The following is a 20,029-nucleotide window of genomic DNA, read 5'->3' on the forward strand; positions in this document are numbered from 1 at the left end:
GCGAGAATGCCGGTCAAGAGCCTGACGATCGCGATGGCCCTCGTCGTGCCGGGGCTGATGGCGCCGGCGCAGGCGGCCAACGCCACCGTCGATGCCTCGTCGGTCGCGGCGTCCGCCTATGTGCGGGCGCGCGCCGCCGACGTGCGGGGCGAGTTGCAGGCATCGGCGGCGGGCTATGCCGCCGCGCTCGCGATGGCGCCGGGCGAGGAGGATATCGCGCTGCGTGCCTATCGCGCCGCCATCGCCGCCGGCGACAAGGCGCTGGCGCTGCGCGCGCTCAAGACGCTCGACGCCGCCGGCAAGATGCCCGCCGACGGTCGTGTGTTGATCCTGGCGGATGCCGTGACCAATCGCGACTGGGTGACGGCCAACGTCGCGGCGAATCTGCTGGAGAAGGAGGTTTTCTCGCTCGTCCTGCCGGTGGTCCGCGCATGGATCGTTTATGGATCGAAGCAGGGCGATCCGCTCGCCTTGCTGGGGCCGCTGCCGGCGGTGCCCGATCCCTCCTCGCTGTCGGAAAATCCCAAGGCGGCGCCCACCAATGTCGTGCCCGCGCAGCAGACGCCGACGCCCTACGCCCCCGAACATCGCGCGGCGATGTTGCTGGCGATGGGCAAGCTGGACGAGGGCGTGGCGCTGGTGCGCGAGTTGCAGGCGGCCGGCCTGCCGGTGCGCATCCGCCTGCTCGCCGCCTCGGCGCTGGCGCGCAAGGGCCGCCGTGACGAGGCGCTTGCGCTGGTGGCGGGCGACGAGCCGGCGATGGCCGCCGCGCGCGCCCGCATCGCGGCGGGGCAGGCGCTGCTGCCGCCCACCTATACCGCCGCCGACGGCATCGCCGATCTGCTCGCGCGCATGGCCGCCGACGTGAACCGCCAGCGGGTGACGCCGGTGTCGATCGCGCTCGCCCGCATCGCCACCTTCGCCGCGCCGGCCAACGCCATCACCTGGCTCACGGCGAGCGAAGTGCTCAACCAGGCCGGCCGGCCGCAGGCGGCGCTGGCCGCGCTCGGCAACGTGCGGCCGGACGACGTGTTCGCCGATACGGTGGCCGCGCTCCGCCTGCGGCTGATGGTCGCGACCGACGACAAGGCGGGCGCGTTGGCGACGGCGCAGGCGCGCGTCGTCCAGCGGCAGGCGACGACCGACGACTGGCTGAGCCTGGGCGATCTTTATTCCGAACTGGAGCGCCATCGCGAGGCGGCCGACGCTTACACCAAGGCGCTCGGTCTTGCCGAAGGGCAGGGGCGGCAGGGCGACGATCTGTGGCCGATCCTGCTGTTGCAGGGCGGCGCGCTCGATCGGGCGGGCGACTGGGCCGGTGGCAAGGCGGCGCTGTCGCGCGCGCTCGCCCTCGCGCCCGAGCAAGCGGTGGTGCTGAACTATCTCGGCTATGCCCAGCTCGAAAAGCGCGAGAATGTCACCGAGGCGCGCAAGATGGTCGAGCGGGCGAGCGCCTTGCGCCCGGACGATCCCTCGATCACGGATTCGCTCGGCTGGAGCTATTACCTCACCGGCGATCTGCCCAGGGCGATCGACGCGCTGGAGAAAGCGGCGAAGGGCGATCCGGCGCAATCGACGATCAACGAGCATCTCGGCGACGCATACTGGCGCGCGGGCCGGCGCTATGAGGCGCGCTATTCGTGGCATGCCGCGCTGATCGTGGCCGAGGAGGCATCCGCCAAGCGGCTGCGCGAGAAGATCGACACCGGCCTCACCACCCAGACGGCGGCGCCTTGAGCGCGCCCGCCGTGACCGATGCCGAGACCGGCCCGCTGATCGAGACGGGCTACGCCAAGATCAACCTCGCGCTCCACGTCCGCCATCGCGCGGCGGACGGCTATCATGCGATCGAGACGATCTTCGCCTTCGCCGAGGATGGTGACCGGCTGATCCTGAACGATGGCGAGGGCGTGTCGCTGGCGATCGAGGGGCCGTTCGCCGCCGGGCTGGCGGGGGAAAGCGACAATCTCGTCACCCGCGCGGCCGATCGCTTCCTTGCCCGGTTCGGTGGGGGAGGGGCGGCCTTCACCCTGGAGAAGACTCTGCCGGTGGCGTCGGGCATCGGCGGTGGATCGGCGGACGCGGCGGCGGCGCTACGCTTGTTGTGCCGGCGGGGCGGGGTGGCGGTCGCCGAGGTGATGGACATCGCCGCCGGGCTGGGCGCGGACGTGCCCGCCTGCATCGCCTCTGTGGCGCAGCGCGGCACGGGCCGGGGCGACGAACTGATGTCGATCGCGGGCGATACGCTCGGCGGGCTGGCATTGCTGCTGGTGAACCCGCTCAAGCCCGTTTCGACGGGGGCGGTGTTCAAGGGCTGGGATCAGGTGGATCGCGGCGCGCTGGGCGAGGGCGATCCGCTGGCGGTGGCGCTGGCCGGGCGCAACGATCTGGAGCCGCCCGCGCTGGCGATCGAGCCCGAGATCGCCCGCGTGCTGGCCTTGCTAGGCGGGCAGGAGGGCGTGACCCTCGCCCGCATGTCGGGTTCGGGCGCGACCTGCTTCGCGCTGTTCGACGGCACCGAGGCGCGCAACGCGGCGGCGGAGGCGATCGGTGTGGCCGAGCCGGGCTGGTGGCTGATGGCGAGCCGGTTGCGGTGACATCGCTCACCCCCCAACCACCGTTCGTGCTGAGCCCTTCGACTGCCTGCAAGGCAGGCGCTCAGGATAAACGTCATGCAGGGCATGAAGTCGAAGCACGGGGAGAGCCACGCGCTTGGGCCACGCCCTTCGACTGCGCTCAGGGCGAACGGGGGAGGGTGGCGTGATCCCCTGGACAGAGCTGCCCGGTAACGACACCACCGGCATCCTCCTGATCGCCGACCACGCCTCCGCCATTGTTCCCGAGGGCGTCGATCTCGGCGTTCCGCCCGAACTGATGCACGAACATGTCGCGATCGATATCGGTGTGGCCGATGTCGCCCGCGCGCTCGGCTATCCCGCGATCCTCGGCGGCGTCTCCCGCCTCGTCATCGATCTCAACCGCGAGGCGGATTCGCCCGGCCTCGTGCCCACCGAAAGCGATGGCCACACGATCCCCGGCAACATCGATGCGGACGTCGCCGATCGCATCACCCGCTGGTGGCGGCCCTATCACGACCATCTCGCCGCCCGCATCGCCGCCATGCGCCCGGCGCTGATCGTCTCGCTCCACAGCTTCACCCCCGGCCTGCGCTCGCGGCCCGGGGAGAAGCGGCCATGGCAGGTGGGCGTGCTCTACAATCAGGACGAACGCGCGCCCCGCATCGCCATCCCCCTGCTCCGCGCCGCCGGGATCGTTACCGGCGACAACGAACCCTATTCGGGCAAGATCCTCAACGCGACGATGAACCGCCATGCCGAGGGGAACGGCATTCCCTATCTCGGCTTCGAGGTGCGGCAGGATCTGATCGGCGAATCCGAGGGCGTCGCGCAATGGGCGGCGCGGCTGAGGCCGGTGATCGAGGCGACGCGGGTGGGGCTTTCGGGCTGAGCCGTGCTCCTGCGAAGGCAGGAGCCCAGGGTCTCAAGCGATTCCCTCTGTAACCCTAGGCTCCTGCCTTCGCAGGAGCACGGAAGGGTTCAGACCGGGCGGCGCGTTGCCAGCCCCGCCGCGATCTTTTCCAGCCGCTCGGCCAGTTCGTCGAGCAACGGTGCGAGACCGGGCCAGTTTTGTTCGCCCGGTTCGGTGGTCGGGGTCGGCGCGGGAACGCCTTTGCGCAGGTCGTTAAGCTCATCGGCCAGCAGCAGCGAGGCGAGGAGCAATTGCCGCGCCTCGTTGACGCCGCCTACAGCGCGTCCAGCCTGACTGGCCTTCTGGTCGACGATCGCGGCGAGCGCGGTCAGATGCGTTTCCTCCCCGTCGCGGCAGGCGATCTCGTAGGTGCGGCCGGCGATCTTGAGGTCCACCTGCGCCATCAGCCGGCGACCCCTTCGGCGCCCGACGCATCCGCGTCCTCGCCGATCATCGCATCGAGGCCGATGATGATCTGGCGGATGCCGTCGCGCATCCGCTCATGCTGGTCCTCCAGGATCGCATAGGCCGCGCCGAGCCCGCCGGCGGGCGGCGGCTGGTCGATCTCCGCCTCGATCCGGGCGAGGGCGGCGTCGATTCGCCGCATGGCGTCAAGGGCTTTGTCGTCGGCCATCGCCGGGGAATAGCATGGCGGCGGACATTGGCAACGCATCGCACCGCACAACATGGGCGAAGCGTCTCACGACGCTCATGTCACCGGTGTCATATCTGCGCGCTGGTTGACGCCTCCGACGACGCAACGCAAAGGGACCGCGCGGCGGCGCACAATGTCTTTCGACTCGTGGGGCGGCGGCCGCGTCACTTCGTCTGTTCAAGGACTTTCATGACCGTCGCTCCTGCTCAGCTCGCCAATGCCGTTCGGGCTCTGTCGATGGATGCCGTCCAAGCCGCCAATTCGGGGCATCCCGGCATGCCGATGGGCATGGCCGATGTCGCGACCACCCTGTTCACCCACTACCTCCGCCACGACCCGACCGACCCGAAATGGGCGGACCGCGACCGCTTCGTGCTGTCGGCGGGGCACGGATCGATGCTGATCTATTCGCTGCTCCACCTGACCGGTTATGCCAGCCCCACGCTGGATGACATCCGCCGTTTCCGCCAGTTGGGAAGCCCCTGCGCCGGCCACCCCGAGAATTTCGAGATCCCGGGCGTCGAGGCGACCACCGGCCCGCTGGGTTCGGGCTTCGCCACCGCCGTCGGCATGGCCATCGCCGAGCGCCATCTGAACGCCACCTATGGCGACGATCTGGTCGATCACCGCACCTGGGTGATCGCCGGCGACGGCTGCCTGATGGAAGGCATCAACCATGAGGCGGTCGGCCTGGCCGGCCATCTGAAGCTCGGCCGGCTGATCGTGCTGTGGGACGACAATCGCATCACGATCGACGGCCCCACCTCGCTTTCCACCAGCGAGGATGTGAAGGGCCGCTACGACGCGAGCGGCTGGCATACCGTGTCATGCGACGGCCATGATGCGACCGACGTGGCCCGCGCGATCGAGGAGGCGCTGGCCGATCCGCGCCCGTCGCTGATCGCGTGTCGCACCGTCATCGGCTTCGGGGCGCCCAACAAGCAGGGCACCCATTCGGTCCACGGCTCGCCGCTGGGCGCCGAGGAAGTGGCCGCCACCCGCCAGGTTCTCCAGTGGATGAACCCGGCGTTCGATCTGCCCGAAGCCGTCACCGAAGCCTGGGCGCACGCCGGGCAGCGTTCGGCCGAGGATCGCAAGGCGTGGGACGCGCGGCTCGAAAAGTCGCTCGACAAGGGTGAGTTCACGCGGCGCATGGCGGGGGAGCTTCCCGCCGATTTCTCGCTCGACGGCTATATCGCCGGGCTGCTCGCGGAGCCGAAGAAGGTTGCCACCCGCGTCGCCTCGCAGATGGCGCTGGAGGCGATCAACGTCGCCTTGCCCGAGACGATCGGTGGTTCGGCCGATCTGACGCCCTCGAACAACACCAACACCAAGGGCCTGAAGCCGCTCGACGGCAGCGACTATGCCGGCCGCTACGTCCATTATGGCATCCGCGAGTTCGGCATGGGCTGCGCGATGAACGGCCTCGCGCTGCATGGCGGCGTGATCCCTTATGGCGGCACCTTCCTCGTCTTCTCGGATTACGCCCGCCCGGCGATCCGCCTGTCGGCGCTTCAGGAGGCGCGCGTCGTTTATGTGATGACGCATGATTCGATCGGTCTGGGCGAGGACGGCCCGACCCATCAGCCGGTCGAGCATGTCATGTCGCTGCGCCTGATCCCCAATCTCGACGTGATGCGCCCGTGCGACACGATCGAGACGGCGGAATGTTGGGAGCTGGCGCTGAAGAACGACCGCGGTCCCTCCCTGCTGGCGCTCAGCCGCCAGAATCTGCCGCAGGTGCGCGCCGAGGGCGGCAATCTCTCGGCCAGGGGCGGCTACCGCCTGCGCGCCGCGACCGCCGGCCGCAAGGTCGCGATCGTCGCGACCGGCTCCGAAGTCGAGATCGCGCTCGCGGTGGCAGACAAGCTCGAAGCCGAGGGCATCGGCGCCGACGTCGTCTCGCTGCCCTCGTGGAGCCGCTTCGACGCGCAGGACCGCGCCTATCGCGCCGAGGTGCTGCCGGGCGACGTGCTCAAGGTCTCGATCGAGGCGGGGACCACGATCGGCTGGGAGCGCTATGTCGGCATCGACGGCCTGCGCTTCGGCCTCGACGGCTTCGGCGCCTCCGCGCCCGCGCCCGACCTTTACAAGCATTTCGGCCTGACCGCCGACCAAATCGCGCCGCAGATCATCGCGGCGCTCAGCAACTGACGGGAGACAAGACGACATGACGAAGGTTGCCATCAACGGTTTCGGTCGCATCGGGCGCCTCGTCGCCCGCGCCATCCTGTCGCGCCCGGATTGCGGCCTGGATCTCGTCGCGATCAACGATCTGGGCGATGCCAAGTCGAACGCGCTGCTGTTCAAGCGCGATAGCGTCCACGGCGCCTGGAAGGGTGAGGTCTATGCCGACGGCACCGATCTCGTCGTGGACGGCAAGCGCATCAAGGTGACCGCCGAGCGCGATCCCGCCAACCTGCCGCACGCCGCCGACGGCATCGATATCGCGCTGGAATGCACCGGCTTCTTCACCGACAAGGATTCGGCCGGCAAGCATCTGACCGCCGGCGCCAAGAAGGTGCTGATCTCGGCGCCCGCCAAGAATGTCGACCTGACCGTCGTGTTCGGCGTCAACCACGACAAGCTGACGGCCGAGCACACGATCGTGTCCAACGCGTCCTGCACCACCAACTGCCTGGCGCCGATCGCCAAGGTGCTGAACGACGTGATCGGCATCGAGCGCGGCCTGATGACCACGATCCACAGCTACACCAACGACCAGCGCATCCTCGACCAGATCCACAGCGACATGCGCCGGGCGCGCGCCGCCGCCATGTCGATGATCCCGACGACCACGGGCGCCGCCCGCGCCGTCGGCGAGGTGCTGCCGGAGCTGAAGGGCAAGCTCGACGGCTCGTCGATCCGCGTGCCGACCCCGGACGTGTCGGTGGTGGACCTGACCTTCACCCCGAAGCGCGACACCAGCGTCGAGGAAGTCAACGCCGCGCTGAAGGCCGCGTCGGAAAGCGGCCCGCTCAAGGGCGTGCTGGAATATGTCACCGATCCGCTCGTCTCGATCGACTTCATGGGCAACCCGCATTCGTCGTCGGTCGACAGCCTGGAAACGGCCGTCCTCGAGGGCAAGCTGGTGCGCGTGCTGAGCTGGTACGATAACGAATGGGGCTTCTCCAACCGCATGGTCGATACGGCCGGCGTGATGGCGGGCCTGCTCTAAGCAGATGGTGGAAGGGCGTCTCATCGGCATCGCGCGGCACGATCGGCCGCGTGGTGAGATGGAGACGCTCGACCATGCCGAGGTGACGACCGCGCTCGGCGTCGTCGGCGATTTTCGCGGCGCCGCCAAGCCCGGCAGCAAGCGCAAGCGGCAGGTGACCGTGATGGCGGCGGCCGATTGGCTGGCGGCGGTTCGGGAACTCGGCGTGCCACTGGAATGGCAGGTGCGCCGGGTCAATCTGCTGGTGGAGGGGCTGGCCCTTCCGCGCGTGACCGGCACCCTGTTGCGCTTCGCGGGCGGCGTGGTGCTGGAAGTCACCGGCGAATGCGATCCGTGCAGCCGGATGGACACGATCGCCCCCGGCCTGAAAGCGGTGCTGACGCCGGACTGGCGCGGCGGAATAACGACGCGGGTGATCGCCGACGGGCCGATCGCCTTGGGCGACCGAGTGGAGATCGAATGGCATGACCAGCTTCAAGACGCTTGACGATATCGGCGACGTGACGGGCAGGAAGGTGCTTGTCCGCGAGGATCTGAACGTGCCGATGGACGGCGCCACCGTCACCGACGACACCCGCCTGCGCGCCGCCGCGCCGACGATCGCCGAACTGTCCGACAAGGGCGCGATCGTCCTCGTCCTCGCTCACTTCGGCCGGCCCAAGGGCGAGCGCAAGCCCGACATGAGCCTCGCCATGGTCACCCGGCCGCTGGAGGCGGTGCTGGGCCGCGAGGTGCGCTTCATCGACGATTGCGTCGGCGAGGATGCCGCCGCCGCCATCGCCACGCTCAAGCCGGGCGATATCGCGCTCCTCGAAAACACCCGCTTCCACAAGGGCGAGGAGAAGAACGATCCCGCGCTGGCCGACGAGATGGCGAAGCTCGGCGATCTCTACGTCAACGACGCTTTCTCCGCCGCGCACCGCGCCCATGTCTCGACCGAGGGCCTCGCCCACCGCCTGCCGGCCTATGCAGGCCGATCGATGCAGGCCGAGCTGGAGGCGCTGGAAAAGGCGCTCGGCAAGCCCGAGCATCCGGTGATGGCGGTGGTCGGTGGCGCCAAGGTCTCGACCAAGCTGGACGTCCTCAAGCAGATGGTCACCAAGGTCGATCATCTGGTGATCGGCGGGGGCATGGCCAACACCTTCCTCGCCGCGCGCGGCGTGGATGTGGGCAAGTCGCTGTGCGAGCACGACCTGAAGGACACCGCGCTCGAAATCCTCGACGCGGCGGACAAGGCCGACTGCATCGTCCACCTGCCTTACGATGTGGTGGTCTCGAAGGAATTCCGCGCCAACCCGCCGGTCCGCACGATCAACGTGCACGAGGTCGCGGCCGACGAAATGATCCTCGATTGCGGCCCCGCCGCCAGCGAGCAGATCGCCGACGCGCTCAAGACCTGTCGGACGCTCGTCTGGAACGGCCCGCTCGGCGCGTTCGAGATGGCGCCGTTCGATACCGCCACGATGGCGCTGGCGCGCACCACGGCGGCGCTGACCAAGACGGGCAGCCTCGTCTCGGTCGCGGGTGGCGGCGATACGGTGGCGGCGGTGAACGTCGCGGGCGTGGCGGACGACCTCACCTTCGTCTCCACCGCCGGCGGCGCCTTCCTGGAATGGATGGAAGGCCGCGAGCTTCCCGGCGTGGCAGCCCTCACGGCTTGATTACGATCCGCGCCATCGATCACATCGTCCTCCGGGTGACCAACCTGGAGGTGATGGCGCGTTTCTACATCGATGTGCTGGGCGCCCGCTTCGAAAAGCATCAGGAGGCGTTCGGCCTCTACCAGCTTCGGGTCGGCGAGGCGCTGATCGATCTCGTGCCCGTAGACGGCCCGGCCGGCCGCAAGGGTGGCGCCGCGCCCGGCGCCGAGGGCCGCAACCTCGACCATGTCTGCTTCCGCGTCCTGCCATGGGACGGCCCGGCGATCGTCGAGGAACTGCGCGGCCACGGCATCGAGACGCAGATCGGGATGCGCTATGGCGCGGAGGGCAACGGCCCTTCGCTCTATCTCGACGATCCCGAAGGCAATACGATCGAACTCAAGGGGCCGCCCTGGGCGGGCATCCCCGCGACCCACTGAACATCAAACGGATAAACAGGGAGCCAGATGATGAGCGACGCGACGATGTTGGAGAAGGTTGGCAGCGGCAAGGGCTTCATCGCCGCGCTCGACCAGTCGGGCGGTTCCACGCCCAAGGCGCTCAAGGGCTATGGCGTCGAGGATAGCGCCTGGTCGGACGAGGCGGGCATGTACGGCCTGATCCACGACATGCGCAGCCGTATCATCACCTCGCCGTCCTTCACGGGCGAGAAGGTGCTGGGCGCGATCCTGTTCGAGCGCACGATGGACGGGCAGGTCGATGGCAAGCCGACCCCGCAGGCGCTGATCGACAAGGGCGTGGTGCCCTTCATCAAGATCGACAAGGGCCTCGAGGACGAGGCCAATGGCGTGCAGATGATGAAGCCGATGCCGGAGCTGGACGCGCTGCTCGCCAAGTCGAAGGCGCTGGGCGTGTTCGGCACCAAGGAGCGCTCGGTCATCAACCTCGCCAACCGCGAGGGCATCGCCGCGATCGTCAAGCAGCAGATCGAGATCGGCCTCCAGGTTCTCGCCGGCGGCCTCGTGCCGATGCTGGAGCCGGAAGTGAACATCAAGAGCGCCGAGCGCGCCGAGATCGACCAGATCCTGCTGGAAGAGCTGCTCAAGGGCCTCGATGCGATGCCCGGCACCGAGAAGGTGATGCTCAAGCTCTCGATCCCCGAGACGTCGGGCCTCTACACCCCGTTGGTCGAGCATCCCCGCGTGTTGCGCGTCGTGGCACTTTCGGGCGGCTATGCCCGCCCTGAAGCCTGCGTGGAGCTGGCCAAGAACCCCGGCATGATCGCCAGCTTCAGCCGCGCGCTGCTGGAAGACCTGCGCTTCCAGATGACCGACGAGGAATTCGACGCCTCGCTGGGCGAGGCGATCGACGCCATCTACGACGCTTCGGTCAACAAGACGGCCTGAGCGACATGACCCCCGATCGCCGCGGCTTCCTCGCCGGAACGCTGGCCGCCGCGGCGATCGGGGCATCTTCTTCGGGCGCGGCGGCGGCGGCCACTCACACCGCCGCTACGCCGATGCACGGCCTGATCGGCCGGATGACCGCCAAGCCGGGCACCCGCGACCAGCTGATCGCGATTCTGCTGGAAGGCACCGGCGCGATGCCGGGATGCCTGAGCTACATCGTCGCGAAAGACCCGGCCGATGCCGACGCGATCTGGATCACCGAAGTGTGGGACAGCAAGGCGAGCCACGCCGCGTCGCTGTCGCTGCCGGCGGTGAAGGCGGCGATCGCCAAGGGCCGGCCCCTGATCGCGGGATTCGACAAGGGGCAGGAGACGGTGCCGGTGGGCGGGCACGGGTTGGTGCGCTGATCGCGGCTGACAGTGGCGCCGCCAAATTCACCGCACGCACCCCACGTCCGGTCGCGAAACATTCTCCTCTCATGGGCTTGCGCGCCGCGTGGCTGTGCTAAGCTGCTGATCGTCCATGAGTGAAGCGTCCGAATCCCCGCCCCCCCAGTCCCGTCCGCCCGCACCCGTCCCCGGCTTCAACTGGGGCAATGCGGCCGAGATCGTCGTCGCCATGCTGTTCGTCGCGGCCGTGCTGGCCGTCGGCGTGCGCTTCGCCGGGAGCGAGCCCGAGCGGGTCGCGATCGGCCGGGCCGGGCCGGCGCCCGCCGTCACTGCGCCGCGTTTGCCGGCGGTCGCCGCCGCCGCCGTGCCCGCGCCGCAGCAGGTGACGCCGGGCGCGCCGCTGCCGCCCAATCCCTCCACGATCGACATCGCCTTCCTCGACGGGCGCATCCGCCAGCTCATGAACCGCAAGGACATGGTCGGGCTGGGCGTGGTCGTCGTCGAGGACGGCGCGGTGCGCTACCTCAAGGGCTTCGGGTCGACCGGCGGTGAGGGCGAGCCCGGCAGCGGCGCCGTGACGCCCAACACCGTGTTCCGCTGGGCGTCGGTCTCCAAGGGCGTCGCCGCGACGATGGTCGCCAAGCTGGCGGAGGAGGGCAAGCTCAGCCTGTCCGATCCTGTCTCGCGCTGGTCCTCGTCGCTGAAGCTGCCCGGCGACGACCAGAATGTCGCCACCGTCACCCAATTGCTCTCCCAGCGCCTCGGCATCGTGAAGAATGCCTATGACGACAAATTGGAGGACAATGAGGATCCGCGCGCCATCCGCACGATGCTGGGCGGGCTCGATCGCTTCTGCCGCCCCGGCCAGTGCTGGACGTACCAGAATGTCGCCTACGATGCCGCGAGCGAGGTGGTGCAAAAGGCGACCGGCGTGGATTATGGCGATGCCGTCCGCCAGTCGCTGTTCCTGCCGCTCGGCATGAAAAGCGCCAGCACCACGCGCGAGGGGCTGGTGAGCGCCCGAAGCTGGGCGCGCCCGCACATCGGCCAGCGCACGCTGGAGGTGAAGGAAGCCTATTATCGCGTGCCGGCGGCCGGCGGGGTCAATTCCTCGATCGCCGATCTCGGCCGCTGGATGCAGGCGCAGATGGGCATGCGCAACGACGTCCTCGACGAGCAACTGTTGTGGACCATCCACCTGCCGCGCATCGAAACCGCCCGCCGCAGCCGCGCGCAGGCCGATGTCGCGATGGAGGACGGCCGCTATGCGCTCGGCTGGCGCAACCACGTCTATCGCGGCCACCGGCTGGTCGGCCATCGCGGCGCGGTAAGCGGCTATCGCTCGCTCATCCTGTTCGATCCGGCGCTACGCACCGGCATCGCGATGCTGTGGAACTCGCAGAGCCCCAAGCCCCCCGGCCTGCCCCTCGAGCTGTTCGACATGGTCTACAAGCTGCCGCGCCACGACTGGATGGACCTGGCGGGGTAGGTGCGACGGTGTGTCACGCCCGGCGGCGTGGCGGAAACCCGTTACTGACGATCGCGTTCTTCCCCGAAACGGAGAGGAACCCGGCCATGATCCACCATGTTTCGGTCGGTACGAACGACATCGCCAAGGGCCGCGCCTTTTACGACGCGGTGCTACCGATCCTCGGTATGGCATTGATGAAGGCGGACGATACGGCGGGCCATTATGGCAGCGGGCACCTCGTTATCAGCGTGCAGAGGCCGATCGATGGCGCGCCCGCGACGGTGGGTAACGGCAGCCACATCGCCTTCGATGCCGAGGATCGCGCGATGGTCGATGCTTTCTATGCCGCCGCGATGGCCAACGGCGGCAGCAGCGACGGCGCCCCCGGCATTCGCGCGGAGTATGACGACCATTACTACGGCGCCTTCGTCCGCGATCCCGATGGCAACAAGATCGAGGCGCTCACCTTCGCCTCGAAGTGAGGCGCGCTCAGGCCGCCGTTTCGGTCACGCTGGGGTCGCTCATCCTGAGGCGGGCGAATTCCGCCACCTGCCGGCCGACCAGATCGAGCTGGTTGGCGGCACCCGGATCGCTGCACGCGCCATCCTTGAAGATGCCGCCCGAACTGTTGATCGCGGCGCCCAGCGGGGTCGGGAAGCCGCGCAGCGCGTGGACGATCGAGCGCATCGTGGCGAGCGTCGATCCGGTCGCCTGCCAGCCGTAGGCGGTGACGATCAGGCCCACGGGGATGCCGTCGAGATAGACCCGCGCGTCCTTGGCGGTATCCTCGATATAGTCGAGCGCGTTCTTGACCAGGCCGGAGATCGAGCCGTGATAGCCGGGGCTGGCGATGATGACGCCGTCGGCGCGGCGGATCGCCTCGACCAGATCCCTGCCCTCGGCCGAGGCGCGCTGCTCGGGCGTGAGGTAGTGGGGGAGGGCGGTGAGGTGCGCCGCGCCGAAGGCCCGCGTCTCCGCGCCCTGTCGCTCGGCCGAGGCCAGCGCGAGCATCAGCGCGGTCTCGGTGGAGGAGCCGGCCATGGTGGTGCCGCCGATGCCGACGATGAAGGGGGTGCTGGTCACGCGCTTCTGTCTGCCACGCCGGCCGCGCCACGGCAACTTGCGGATGCCCCGGCGCTGGGCGACAAGGGCCAATGACGCGCACCATCAAGCCGGGTCTCCCCAGCCGGCAGCAGATCCTCGATTTCATCGCGAAGAGCGATACGCCGGCGGGCAAACGCGAGCTGGCCAAGGCTTTCGGCCTGCACGGCGCCGACAAGATCGCGCTGAAGGCGTTGCTGAAGGACATGGCCGACGAGGGGCTGATCGATTCGGCGCCCGGCCGCGCCTTCCACAAGATGGGCGGGGTGCCCAAGGTCACGGTGCTGCGGATCGTCGACATCGATGGCGCCACCGCCTTTGCCACGCCCGAGAATTGGCAGGCCGAAAGCCCCCCGCCGAAGTTGCGCGTGATCGAGCGCGGCAAGCGCCAGTCGGCGCTCGCCATCGGCGACCGTATCCTGGCGCGTACCGAGGAAGCGGGGCAGGGCTATGTCGCCCATCCGATGAAGAAGCTGGCGCGCGGCGAGGAGCTGGTGCTGGGCGTCCTCCACCGCGAGGGCGACCGGCTGTGGCTCAAGCCCGTCGACAAGCGCGAGCGGCGCGAGCTGATGGTGTCCGACGCGGGCAAGGCCGAGGTCGGCGACCTGGTGCTGGCGGAAAAGGCCGGCCGCCCGCCGCGCATCACCGCGCGGGTCACCGAACGGCTGGGCGATCCCTTCCAGCCGCGCAGCTTCAGCCTGATCGCGATCCACAAATTCGGCATTCCCGATCATTTCAGCGAGGGCACGCTGGAGGAGGCGGAGGCGGTCGCGAAGCTCAGGCTGGGCGACAGGCGCGAGGATCTGCGCCACCTGCCGATCGTCGCGATCGATCCGGTCGACGCGCGCGACCATGACGATGCGGTATGGGCCGCGCCCGACGACGACCCCGCCAACCCCGGTGGCTTCAAGGCGGTGGTCGCCATCGCCGACGTCAGCTTCTACGTCCGCCCCGGCTCCGCGCTGGATCGCGAGGCGCGGCGGCGCGGCAACAGCGTCTATTTCCCCGATCGGGTCGTGCCGATGCTGCCCGAAATCCTTTCGGCCGACGTCTGCTCGCTCAAGGAGGAGGTCGATCGCGCCGCGCTTGTCTGCCACCTGACGATCGGGGCGGACGGCAATCTCAAGGCCTGGTCCTTCACCCGCGCGGTCGTGCGGCTGGCGGCCAATATCGCCTATGAGGACGCGCAGGCCGCGATCGACGGCACCATGCCCCATCCGCTGACCGAAACCGCCCTGCGCCCGCTCTGGGCCTGCTGGACGGCGCTGAAGGCGGCGCGCGACCGGCGCGAGCCGCTCGATCTCGATCTGCCCGAGCGACGGGTGGTGCTGGACGAGAAGGGGCGGATCATGTCGGTCGCGGCGCGCGAGCGGCTCGATGCCCACCGGCTGATCGAGGATTATATGATCGCCGCCAACGTGGCTGCGGCCAAGGCGCTGGAGGCCAAGAAGGCGCCGGTGATGTACCGCGTCCACGAGGTGCCGAGCCGCGAGAAACTGGTCGCGCTGAAGGAGTATCTCGACACGTTCGGCATCAGCTTCGCGCTGGGGCAGGTCATCAAGCCGGCGGTGTTCAACGCCATCATCGGCAAGCTCGGCGAGAGCGACGACCGCCAGCTCATCATGGAACAGGTGCTGCGATCGCAGACCCAGGCCTATTACGGCCCGGCCAACATGGGCCATTTCGGCCTCGCGCTGGGCAGCTACGCCCATTTCACCAGCCCGATCCGCCGCTATGCCGATCTGCTGGTGCATCGATCGCTGGTGGGCGCCTACGGGCTGGAACAGGGCAAGCCCTCGGTCGCCGCCGCGCAGCCCAAGACCACGCTGAGCGAGGAGGATGCCGGCGCGATGGACCGGATCGGCCAGACGATCTCGGCCGCCGAGCGCCGCGCGATGGAGGCCGAGCGCGAGACGATCGACCGCTACGTCGCCGCCTTCCTCTCGACCCGCGTGGGCGAGGTGATGACGACGCGGATCACCGGCGTGCGCGAGTTCGGCTTCTTCGCCACGGTGGAGGGGCTGGGCGGCGACGGCCTCGTGCCGGTCTCGACCCTGGGCATCGAACGCTTCCGCTACGACGAGGCCGCCCGCGCGCTGGAGGGCGAGCAGACCGGCGACCGCTATGCCACCGGGCAGACGCTGGAGCTCCGGCTGGTGGAGGCCAACCCGATCAGCGGCGCGCTGCGCTTCGAGCTGCCGGAGGGCGCGAACCACATGCCGATGCGGCGCGGCGGCAAGGATCGCCGGCCGGTCGGGCGGCGGGGGCGGCCACCGGGGATACGGCACAAGGGTGGGAAGCGATGATCCTTCCGCTCCGGGTCGGTCGGGGCTAAGGCGCCGCGCATGACCGAAGATCTTGACGACGACGCCCTCACCCTGGACCCCGGCTTCGCCGACCGTTTCGAGCGCGATCCGCGCCGGCCGGCGTGCCAGCTGTATCTGATCTCGCCGCCGGCGATCGACGCGGGGTTCGCCGATCGGCTCGCCGCCGCCCTCGATGCCGGGCCGGTCGCGGCGTTTCAGTTGCGCCTCAAGGGGATCGACGACCACGCCATCGCCCGCCTCGCCGAGCCGGTGCAGCGGCTGTGCGCCGACCATGAGGTGGCGTTCATCATCAACGACAGCATGGGCCTCGCCAAGCGGCTGGGTGCGGACGGCGTCCACCTCGGCCAGGACGATGGCGACCCGCGCGACGCCCGCGCGCTGCTGGGGCCGACCGCGCAGATCGGCGTGACCTGTCACGACAGCCGCCACCTCGCGATGGAAGCGGGCGAGGCGGGGGCCGACTATGTCGCGTTCGGCGCTTTCTACCCGACGGCCACCAAGGACGCGCGCCACCGCGCCGAACCTTCGATCCTGGGCTGGTGGACCACCCTGTTCGAGCCGCCCTGCGTCGCGATCGGCGGCATCACCCCCGACAATGCCGCGCCGCTGGTGGCCGCTGGTGCCGACTTCCTCGCGGTATCCGGGGCGGTGTGGAATGGGCCGGGGGGCGAGGCGGCGGTGGTGAAGCGGTTCGCGGCACTGCTGGGCGGCTGATCCGAATCGCGCAGTGATGATGGACGAGATGCGGGAGCGGAGGGCTCATTCGCCCAGCACGGTATTCCGCAGATAATCGGCATAGTCGCTGTTGCCGAGTGCGGCGGCTAGTCGCTCCAGATCGGCCGCGTCGATGAAGCCCTGGCGGAACGCGATTTCCTCGGGACAGGCGATCTTGAAGCCCTGTCGCGTTTCCAGCGTCCGCACCAGTTCGGCGGCGTCGAGCAGGCTGTCGGGCGTGCCCGCGTCGAGCCAGGTAAATCCGCGCCCCATCACCTCGACCGACAGATCGCCGCGCGCGAGATAGGCGGCGTTAATGTCGGTAATCTCCAGTTCGCCGCGTGCCGACGGGCGGAGATCGGCGGCTATATCGACGACCCGCCCGTCGTAGAAATAGAGGCCGGTCACCGCCCAGTTGGAGGTGGGCCGGGCGGGTTTCTCGACGATCGAAAGCGGGCGCATCTGCCGGTCGAACTCGACCACGCCATATCGTTCGGGATCCTTGACGTGATAGGCGAAGACCGTGGCGCCCTGGCGGCGGTTGGTCGCCGACCTGAACAGATCGGTGATGCCGTGCCCGTAGAAGAGATTGTCGCCGAGGATCAGCGCCGATGGCTGGCGGTCGACGAAGCGCGCGCCGATCGTATAGGCTTGTGCCAGTCCGTCGGGTGAGGGCTGTTCGGCATAATCGATCGAAATGCCCCATTGCGCGCCATCGCCGAGCAGGGTGCGGAAGGCGGGAATGTCGCGCGGGGTGGAGATGAGCAGCACGTCGCGGATGCCGGCCAGCATCAGCGTCGAGAGCGGATAATAGATCATCGGCTTGTCGTAGATCGGCAGCAGCTGCTTGGTGATGACCTGCGTCATCGGGCGCAGGCGCATGCCGGCGCCGCCGGCGAGGATGATGCCCTTCAAGGTCGATAGCCTCCCAGAGGGCGGTATGGCGCGATCATGCGGACAGGACGCCCCGGCGTTCGGTTGCGTCCCCCCGGTCGACGAGCGGCGCCCACCAATGCGGATGGGCAAGATACCAGGCGACCGTGCGCGAGATGCCGCCGGCGAACGTCTCCCGCGGTGCCCAGCCGAGTTCGGCGCGGATCCGGCTGGCGTCGATCGCGTAGCGGCGGTCGTGGCCCGGCCTGTCGGCGACGTGGCGGATCTGCGCGGCATAGCTGAAGTCGTGGCCAAGAGGTTGCTGCTCGTCGAGCGCGGCGCAGATCGTCTGGACCACGTCGATATTGAACCGCTCGGCACCGCCGCCGACATTGTAGGTCTCACCCGGCACGCCCGCCTCGAACACCCGGCGCAGCGCGCGGGCATGATCCTCGACATGCAGCCAATCGCGCACCTGCCGGCCATCGCCATAGACCGGCAGCGTATCCCCGCCGATGGCGCGCAGGATGGTGAGCGGGATCAGTTTCTCGGGGAATTGGCGAGGGCCGTAATTGTTCGAGCAATTGGTGAGCAGCACCGGCAGGCCGTAGGTATGGCCCCAGGCGCGGACGAGATGGTCGGCGCCCGCCTTGGTGGCGGAATAAGGCGAGCGCGGATCGTAGGCGCTGTCCTCGGTGAAGGCGCCACTGTCGCCGAGCGAACCAAAAACCTCGTCGGTGGAGATGTGGTGGAAGCGGAAGGCGGCACGGCGTGGCGCGTCGAGGCCCTGCCAATAGGCCAGCGCCTGTTCCAGCATCGTGAAGGTGCCGATCAGGTTGGTCTGGACGAAGGCGGCCGGGCCGTCGATCGAACGATCGACATGGCTCTCGGCGGCGAGGTGGGCGATCACGTCGGGCTGGAAACCGGCGATGGCGCCCGCCACCGCCCGGGCATCGCACACGTCGCCCCGGACGAAGCGATAGCGCGGATGCGCCGCGACCGGCGCGAGCGAGGCCGCGACGCCGGCGTAGGTCAGCGCGTCGAAGTTGAGGATGTGGTGATCGCTCTCGTCGATCAGGTGGAGGATCAGCGCCGATCCGATGAATCCCGCGCCTCCTGTCACCATGATCTTCAAGATTGCCGGCTCCGCCACGGATGGTTCGAATGGCAGGGTTAGGGCGCGGCCGGGCGGGGCGCAATGTCGGCGCAGCCGGGCACGGTGTGGGAAACAAAAGAAAAGGCCGCCCGGAGCGATCCGGGCGGCCTCGTCATGTCGGTGATCGGGGAGATCAGGCCTCTTCGGGCTCGTCCACGACGATCTCGCCGGGCTCGGCGTTGGGATCATAGTCCTCGGTGAAGCCGGCGGCGTCACGCTCGAACATGGAAGCCATCACGTCGACGCCCTGCGCCTGCATCTCGGCCTCTTCCGGCGAGCGTGCGACGTTGACCTTGATGGTCACCGACACTTCGGCGTGGAGGGCGATCTTCACTTCGTGCAGGCCGATCGCCTTGATCGGGCGATCGAGCACGATCTGGCTGCGGAGCACCTTGACGCCATCGGCGGCAAGCAGCTCGGCCAGGTCACGCGCGGCGACCGAACCATAAAGCTGGCCGGTGTTCGACGCCTGACGGATGAGCGTCAGGGTCTTGCCGTCGATATCCTTCGAATCGGCAACGGCGGTCTCGCGACGCTTGGCGTTGTCGGCTTCGATCTGCGCGCGGTTGGCCTCGAACACCTTCTTGTTCGCGGCGTTGGCGCGCAGCGCCTTGTTGCGGGGGAGGAGGAAATTGCGCGCGAAGCCGTTCTTCACGGTGACGACGTCACCGATCTGGCCCAGCTTCTCGACGCGCTCGAGCAGGATCACGTCCATCGGGTGCGCTCCTTACTTAACGAGGTAGGGCAGCAGGCCCAGGTGACGAGCGCGCTTGATCGCCTGGGCGAGTTCGCGCTGCTTCTTGGCCGAAACCGCGGTGATGCGGCTCGGAACGATCTTGCCACGCTCGGACACGAAGCCCTGCAACAGCCGGACGTCCTTATAGTCGATCCGGGGGGCATCCTTCGCGGAGAAGGGGCAGCTCTTGCGGCGGCGGAAAAAGGGGCGTGCCATGGTTCTTTCTCCTTAGCCCTGGCGCTCTTCGTCGCGATCGCGACGGGGACGATCCTCACGCGGACCACGGTCCTCGCGGGGGCCACGATCACCACGGTCGCCGCGCTCGCCGCGGCGGCCGTCACGCTCGTTGCGGCGCATCATGGCCGAGGGGCCCTGCTCCAGCGCATCGACGCGAACGGTCATGTAGCGGATCACGTCTTCGTTGATCGCGGTCTGGCGCTCCAGCTCGGCGACGACGCCGGTGGGCGCGTCGATCTCGAGCATGACGTAATGCGCCTTGCGGTTCTTCGCGATCCGATAGGCGAGGCCGCGCAGGCCCCAGGTCTCGGTCTTGACGACCTTGCCGTTGTTGTCGGTCACGATCTTGGTAGCGGCTTCCGCCAGCGCGTCGACCTGGGCCTGGGCCAGATCCTGACGTGCGAGAAACACATGCTCGTAGAGAGCCATGCGCAAACGTCCTTCATGTTGGCCGATCGCTGGTGCCGCGCCAATCGCGGAACCCCTCCGGCTATCGTCTCGATAAATGCAGGCCGGGGCGGAAAGCGTGAGCCTCCACCCGAGCGGGGCGGCCAATGGCCTATCCGGAAGGGAAAAGCAAGGGGGCGACGTGCTCCTGCGCAGGCAGGAGCCCAGGGCCGCACGCGATTCCCTTTGTAACCCTGGGCTCCTGCCTGCGCAGGAGCACGGAGCATCGGGGGAAGGGCGGTGCGC

Annotated in this window: 22 protein-coding genes; 14 read left to right on the top strand and 8 right to left on the bottom strand. The window is 68.7% G+C overall.

Annotated elements, in window-relative coordinates:
* The first annotated feature begins 6 nt into the window (after positions 1–6).
* The 3 genes from PQ455_RS06210 to PQ455_RS06220 all read left to right on the top strand — a co-directional run bounded on the left by PQ455_RS06210 (position 7) and on the right by PQ455_RS06220 (position 3,468).
* On the top strand, positions 7–1,737 hold the full coding sequence (locus tag PQ455_RS06210) for a tetratricopeptide repeat protein (protein ID WP_273690164.1): 1,731 nt from the start codon (positions 7–9) through the stop codon (positions 1,735–1,737).
* Positions 1,734–2,597 (top strand): 4-(cytidine 5'-diphospho)-2-C-methyl-D-erythritol kinase, encoded by an 864-nt coding sequence (locus tag PQ455_RS06215; protein ID WP_273690166.1) that lies wholly within the window; start codon positions 1,734–1,736, stop codon positions 2,595–2,597. The genes PQ455_RS06210 and PQ455_RS06215 overlap by 4 nt, the downstream gene beginning before the upstream one ends.
* A 163-nt stretch (positions 2,598–2,760) precedes the next feature.
* A complete protein-coding gene (locus PQ455_RS06220) occupies positions 2,761–3,468 on the top strand; it encodes an N-formylglutamate amidohydrolase (protein ID WP_273690167.1) in 708 nt (235 codons plus the stop codon).
* 89 nt (positions 3,469–3,557) lie between these two features.
* Here PQ455_RS06220 and PQ455_RS06225 read toward each other — a convergent pair whose 3' ends face one another.
* A complete protein-coding gene (locus PQ455_RS06225; RefSeq protein ID WP_273690168.1) occupies positions 3,558–3,893 on the bottom strand; it encodes a cell division protein ZapA in 336 nt (111 codons plus the stop codon).
* Positions 3,893–4,123: a hypothetical protein gene (locus tag PQ455_RS06230; protein ID WP_273690170.1), complete on the bottom strand. Its 231-nt coding sequence runs from the start codon at positions 4,121–4,123 to the stop codon at positions 3,893–3,895. The genes PQ455_RS06225 and PQ455_RS06230 overlap by 1 nt, the downstream gene beginning before the upstream one ends.
* 210 nt (positions 4,124–4,333) lie before the next feature.
* Between PQ455_RS06230 and tkt the strand changes: the two genes are divergently transcribed.
* The 9 genes from tkt (at position 4,334) to PQ455_RS06275 (ending at position 12,674) form a co-directional block, all read left to right on the top strand.
* On the top strand, positions 4,334–6,298 hold the full coding sequence (gene tkt, locus PQ455_RS06235; RefSeq protein WP_273690171.1) for a transketolase: 1,965 nt from the start codon (positions 4,334–4,336) through the stop codon (positions 6,296–6,298).
* 16 nt (positions 6,299–6,314) lie between these two features.
* Positions 6,315–7,322, top strand: coding sequence for a type I glyceraldehyde-3-phosphate dehydrogenase (gene gap, locus PQ455_RS06240; RefSeq protein WP_273690173.1), 1,008 nt, complete (start codon positions 6,315–6,317; stop codon positions 7,320–7,322).
* 4 nt (positions 7,323–7,326) lie between these two features.
* Positions 7,327–7,809: an MOSC domain-containing protein gene (locus tag PQ455_RS06245; protein WP_273690174.1), complete on the top strand. Its 483-nt coding sequence runs from the start codon at positions 7,327–7,329 to the stop codon at positions 7,807–7,809.
* Entirely contained in the window at positions 7,787–8,983 is a 1,197-nt protein-coding gene (locus PQ455_RS06250) for a phosphoglycerate kinase (protein ID WP_273690177.1), read from the top strand. Before PQ455_RS06245 ends, PQ455_RS06250 begins: the two co-directional genes overlap by 23 nt.
* The gene (locus PQ455_RS06255) at positions 8,980–9,402 is read left to right on the top strand and encodes a VOC family protein (protein ID WP_273690179.1); all 423 of its coding nucleotides are present in this window, start codon (positions 8,980–8,982) and stop codon (positions 9,400–9,402) included. The genes PQ455_RS06250 and PQ455_RS06255 overlap by 4 nt, the downstream gene beginning before the upstream one ends.
* A 30-nt stretch (positions 9,403–9,432) precedes the next feature.
* Entirely contained in the window at positions 9,433–10,329 is an 897-nt protein-coding gene (locus tag PQ455_RS06260) for a fructose bisphosphate aldolase (protein ID WP_273690180.1), read from the top strand.
* A gap of 5 nt (positions 10,330–10,334) precedes the next feature.
* Positions 10,335–10,739, top strand: a complete 405-nt coding sequence (locus tag PQ455_RS06265; protein ID WP_273690182.1) for a putative quinol monooxygenase — start codon at positions 10,335–10,337, stop codon at positions 10,737–10,739.
* A 115-nt stretch (positions 10,740–10,854) separates the two neighbouring features.
* On the top strand, positions 10,855–12,210 hold the full coding sequence (locus tag PQ455_RS06270) for a serine hydrolase domain-containing protein (RefSeq protein ID WP_273690184.1): 1,356 nt from the start codon (positions 10,855–10,857) through the stop codon (positions 12,208–12,210).
* 86 nt (positions 12,211–12,296) lie between these two features.
* Positions 12,297–12,674: a VOC family protein gene (locus PQ455_RS06275; protein ID WP_273690185.1), complete on the top strand. Its 378-nt coding sequence runs from the start codon at positions 12,297–12,299 to the stop codon at positions 12,672–12,674.
* 7 nt (positions 12,675–12,681) lie between these two features.
* On the opposite strand, the gene PQ455_RS06280 is transcribed toward PQ455_RS06275, so the two are convergent.
* Positions 12,682–13,233 carry an NADPH-dependent FMN reductase gene (locus PQ455_RS06280; protein WP_273691273.1) on the bottom strand — a complete coding sequence of 184 codons (552 nt, stop codon included), beginning with the start codon at positions 13,231–13,233 and terminating at the stop codon, positions 12,682–12,684.
* Positions 13,234–13,346: 113 nt separating this feature from the next.
* Here PQ455_RS06280 and PQ455_RS06285 point away from each other — a divergent pair, with 113 nt between their 5' ends.
* Both PQ455_RS06285 and thiE read left to right on the top strand, forming a co-directional pair.
* Entirely contained in the window at positions 13,347–15,599 is a 2,253-nt protein-coding gene (locus PQ455_RS06285; RefSeq protein WP_273690186.1) for a ribonuclease R family protein, read from the top strand.
* Positions 15,600–15,638: 39 nt separating this feature from the next.
* Complete coding sequence (gene thiE / locus PQ455_RS06290) at positions 15,639–16,334, top strand: thiamine phosphate synthase (RefSeq protein ID WP_273690189.1); 696 nt, start codon at positions 15,639–15,641, stop codon at positions 16,332–16,334.
* A gap of 45 nt (positions 16,335–16,379) precedes the next feature.
* Here the strand turns inward: thiE and rfbA are convergent, their stop codons facing one another.
* The 5 genes from rfbA to rpsF form a co-directional block, all read right to left on the bottom strand.
* Complete coding sequence (gene rfbA / locus PQ455_RS06295) at positions 16,380–17,249, bottom strand: glucose-1-phosphate thymidylyltransferase RfbA (protein ID WP_273690191.1); 870 nt, start codon at positions 17,247–17,249, stop codon at positions 16,380–16,382.
* A gap of 34 nt (positions 17,250–17,283) precedes the next feature.
* Positions 17,284–18,342 carry a dTDP-glucose 4,6-dehydratase gene (rfbB, locus tag PQ455_RS06300; RefSeq protein ID WP_273690192.1) on the bottom strand — a complete coding sequence of 353 codons (1,059 nt, stop codon included), beginning with the start codon at positions 18,340–18,342 and terminating at the stop codon, positions 17,284–17,286.
* A gap of 154 nt (positions 18,343–18,496) precedes the next feature.
* Positions 18,497–19,078 (bottom strand): 50S ribosomal protein L9, encoded by a 582-nt coding sequence (rplI, locus tag PQ455_RS06305; protein WP_273690194.1) that lies wholly within the window; start codon positions 19,076–19,078, stop codon positions 18,497–18,499.
* Positions 19,079–19,090: 12 nt separating this feature from the next.
* A complete protein-coding gene (gene rpsR / locus PQ455_RS06310) occupies positions 19,091–19,315 on the bottom strand; it encodes a 30S ribosomal protein S18 (RefSeq protein ID WP_273690196.1) in 225 nt (74 codons plus the stop codon).
* A 12-nt stretch (positions 19,316–19,327) separates the two neighbouring features.
* On the bottom strand, positions 19,328–19,765 hold the full coding sequence (rpsF, locus tag PQ455_RS06315) for a 30S ribosomal protein S6 (RefSeq protein ID WP_273691275.1): 438 nt from the start codon (positions 19,763–19,765) through the stop codon (positions 19,328–19,330).
* Positions 19,766–20,029 lie beyond the last annotated feature (264 nt).

Source organism: Sphingomonas naphthae, assembly GCF_028607085.1.
GTDB classification, from domain to species: Bacteria; Pseudomonadota; Alphaproteobacteria; order Sphingomonadales; family Sphingomonadaceae; genus Sphingomonas_Q; species Sphingomonas_Q naphthae.

Excerpts from the sequence above, each read along its gene's own strand:
- PQ455_RS06210 (WP_273690164.1), top strand. The coding sequence starts at position 7 with ATGCCGGTCAAGAGCCTGACGATCGCGATGGCCCTCGTCGTGCCGGGG.
- PQ455_RS06230 (WP_273690170.1), bottom strand. The coding sequence starts at position 4,123 with ATGGCCGACGACAAAGCCCTTGACGCCATGCGGCGAATCGACGCCGCC.
- thiE (WP_273690189.1), top strand. The coding sequence starts at position 15,639 with ATGACCGAAGATCTTGACGACGACGCCCTCACCCTGGACCCCGGCTTC.
- PQ455_RS06270 (WP_273690184.1), top strand. The coding sequence starts at position 10,855 with ATGAGTGAAGCGTCCGAATCCCCGCCCCCCCAGTCCCGTCCGCCCGCA.
- rpsF (WP_273691275.1), bottom strand. The coding sequence starts at position 19,765 with ATGGCTCTCTACGAGCATGTGTTTCTCGCACGTCAGGATCTGGCCCAG.
- PQ455_RS06245 (WP_273690174.1), top strand. The coding sequence starts at position 7,327 with ATGGTGGAAGGGCGTCTCATCGGCATCGCGCGGCACGATCGGCCGCGT.
- PQ455_RS06250 (WP_273690177.1), top strand. The coding sequence starts at position 7,787 with ATGACCAGCTTCAAGACGCTTGACGATATCGGCGACGTGACGGGCAGG.
- PQ455_RS06280 (WP_273691273.1), bottom strand. The coding sequence starts at position 13,233 with ATGGCCGGCTCCTCCACCGAGACCGCGCTGATGCTCGCGCTGGCCTCG.
- rplI (WP_273690194.1), bottom strand. The coding sequence starts at position 19,078 with ATGGACGTGATCCTGCTCGAGCGCGTCGAGAAGCTGGGCCAGATCGGT.
- rpsR (WP_273690196.1), bottom strand. The coding sequence starts at position 19,315 with ATGGCACGCCCCTTTTTCCGCCGCCGCAAGAGCTGCCCCTTCTCCGCG.
- PQ455_RS06225 (WP_273690168.1), bottom strand. The coding sequence starts at position 3,893 with ATGGCGCAGGTGGACCTCAAGATCGCCGGCCGCACCTACGAGATCGCC.
- gap (WP_273690173.1), top strand. The coding sequence starts at position 6,315 with ATGACGAAGGTTGCCATCAACGGTTTCGGTCGCATCGGGCGCCTCGTC.
- PQ455_RS06285 (WP_273690186.1), top strand. The coding sequence starts at position 13,347 with ATGACGCGCACCATCAAGCCGGGTCTCCCCAGCCGGCAGCAGATCCTC.
- PQ455_RS06265 (WP_273690182.1), top strand. The coding sequence starts at position 10,335 with ATGACCCCCGATCGCCGCGGCTTCCTCGCCGGAACGCTGGCCGCCGCG.
- PQ455_RS06260 (WP_273690180.1), top strand. The coding sequence starts at position 9,433 with ATGAGCGACGCGACGATGTTGGAGAAGGTTGGCAGCGGCAAGGGCTTC.
- PQ455_RS06275 (WP_273690185.1), top strand. The coding sequence starts at position 12,297 with ATGATCCACCATGTTTCGGTCGGTACGAACGACATCGCCAAGGGCCGC.
- tkt (WP_273690171.1), top strand. The coding sequence starts at position 4,334 with ATGACCGTCGCTCCTGCTCAGCTCGCCAATGCCGTTCGGGCTCTGTCG.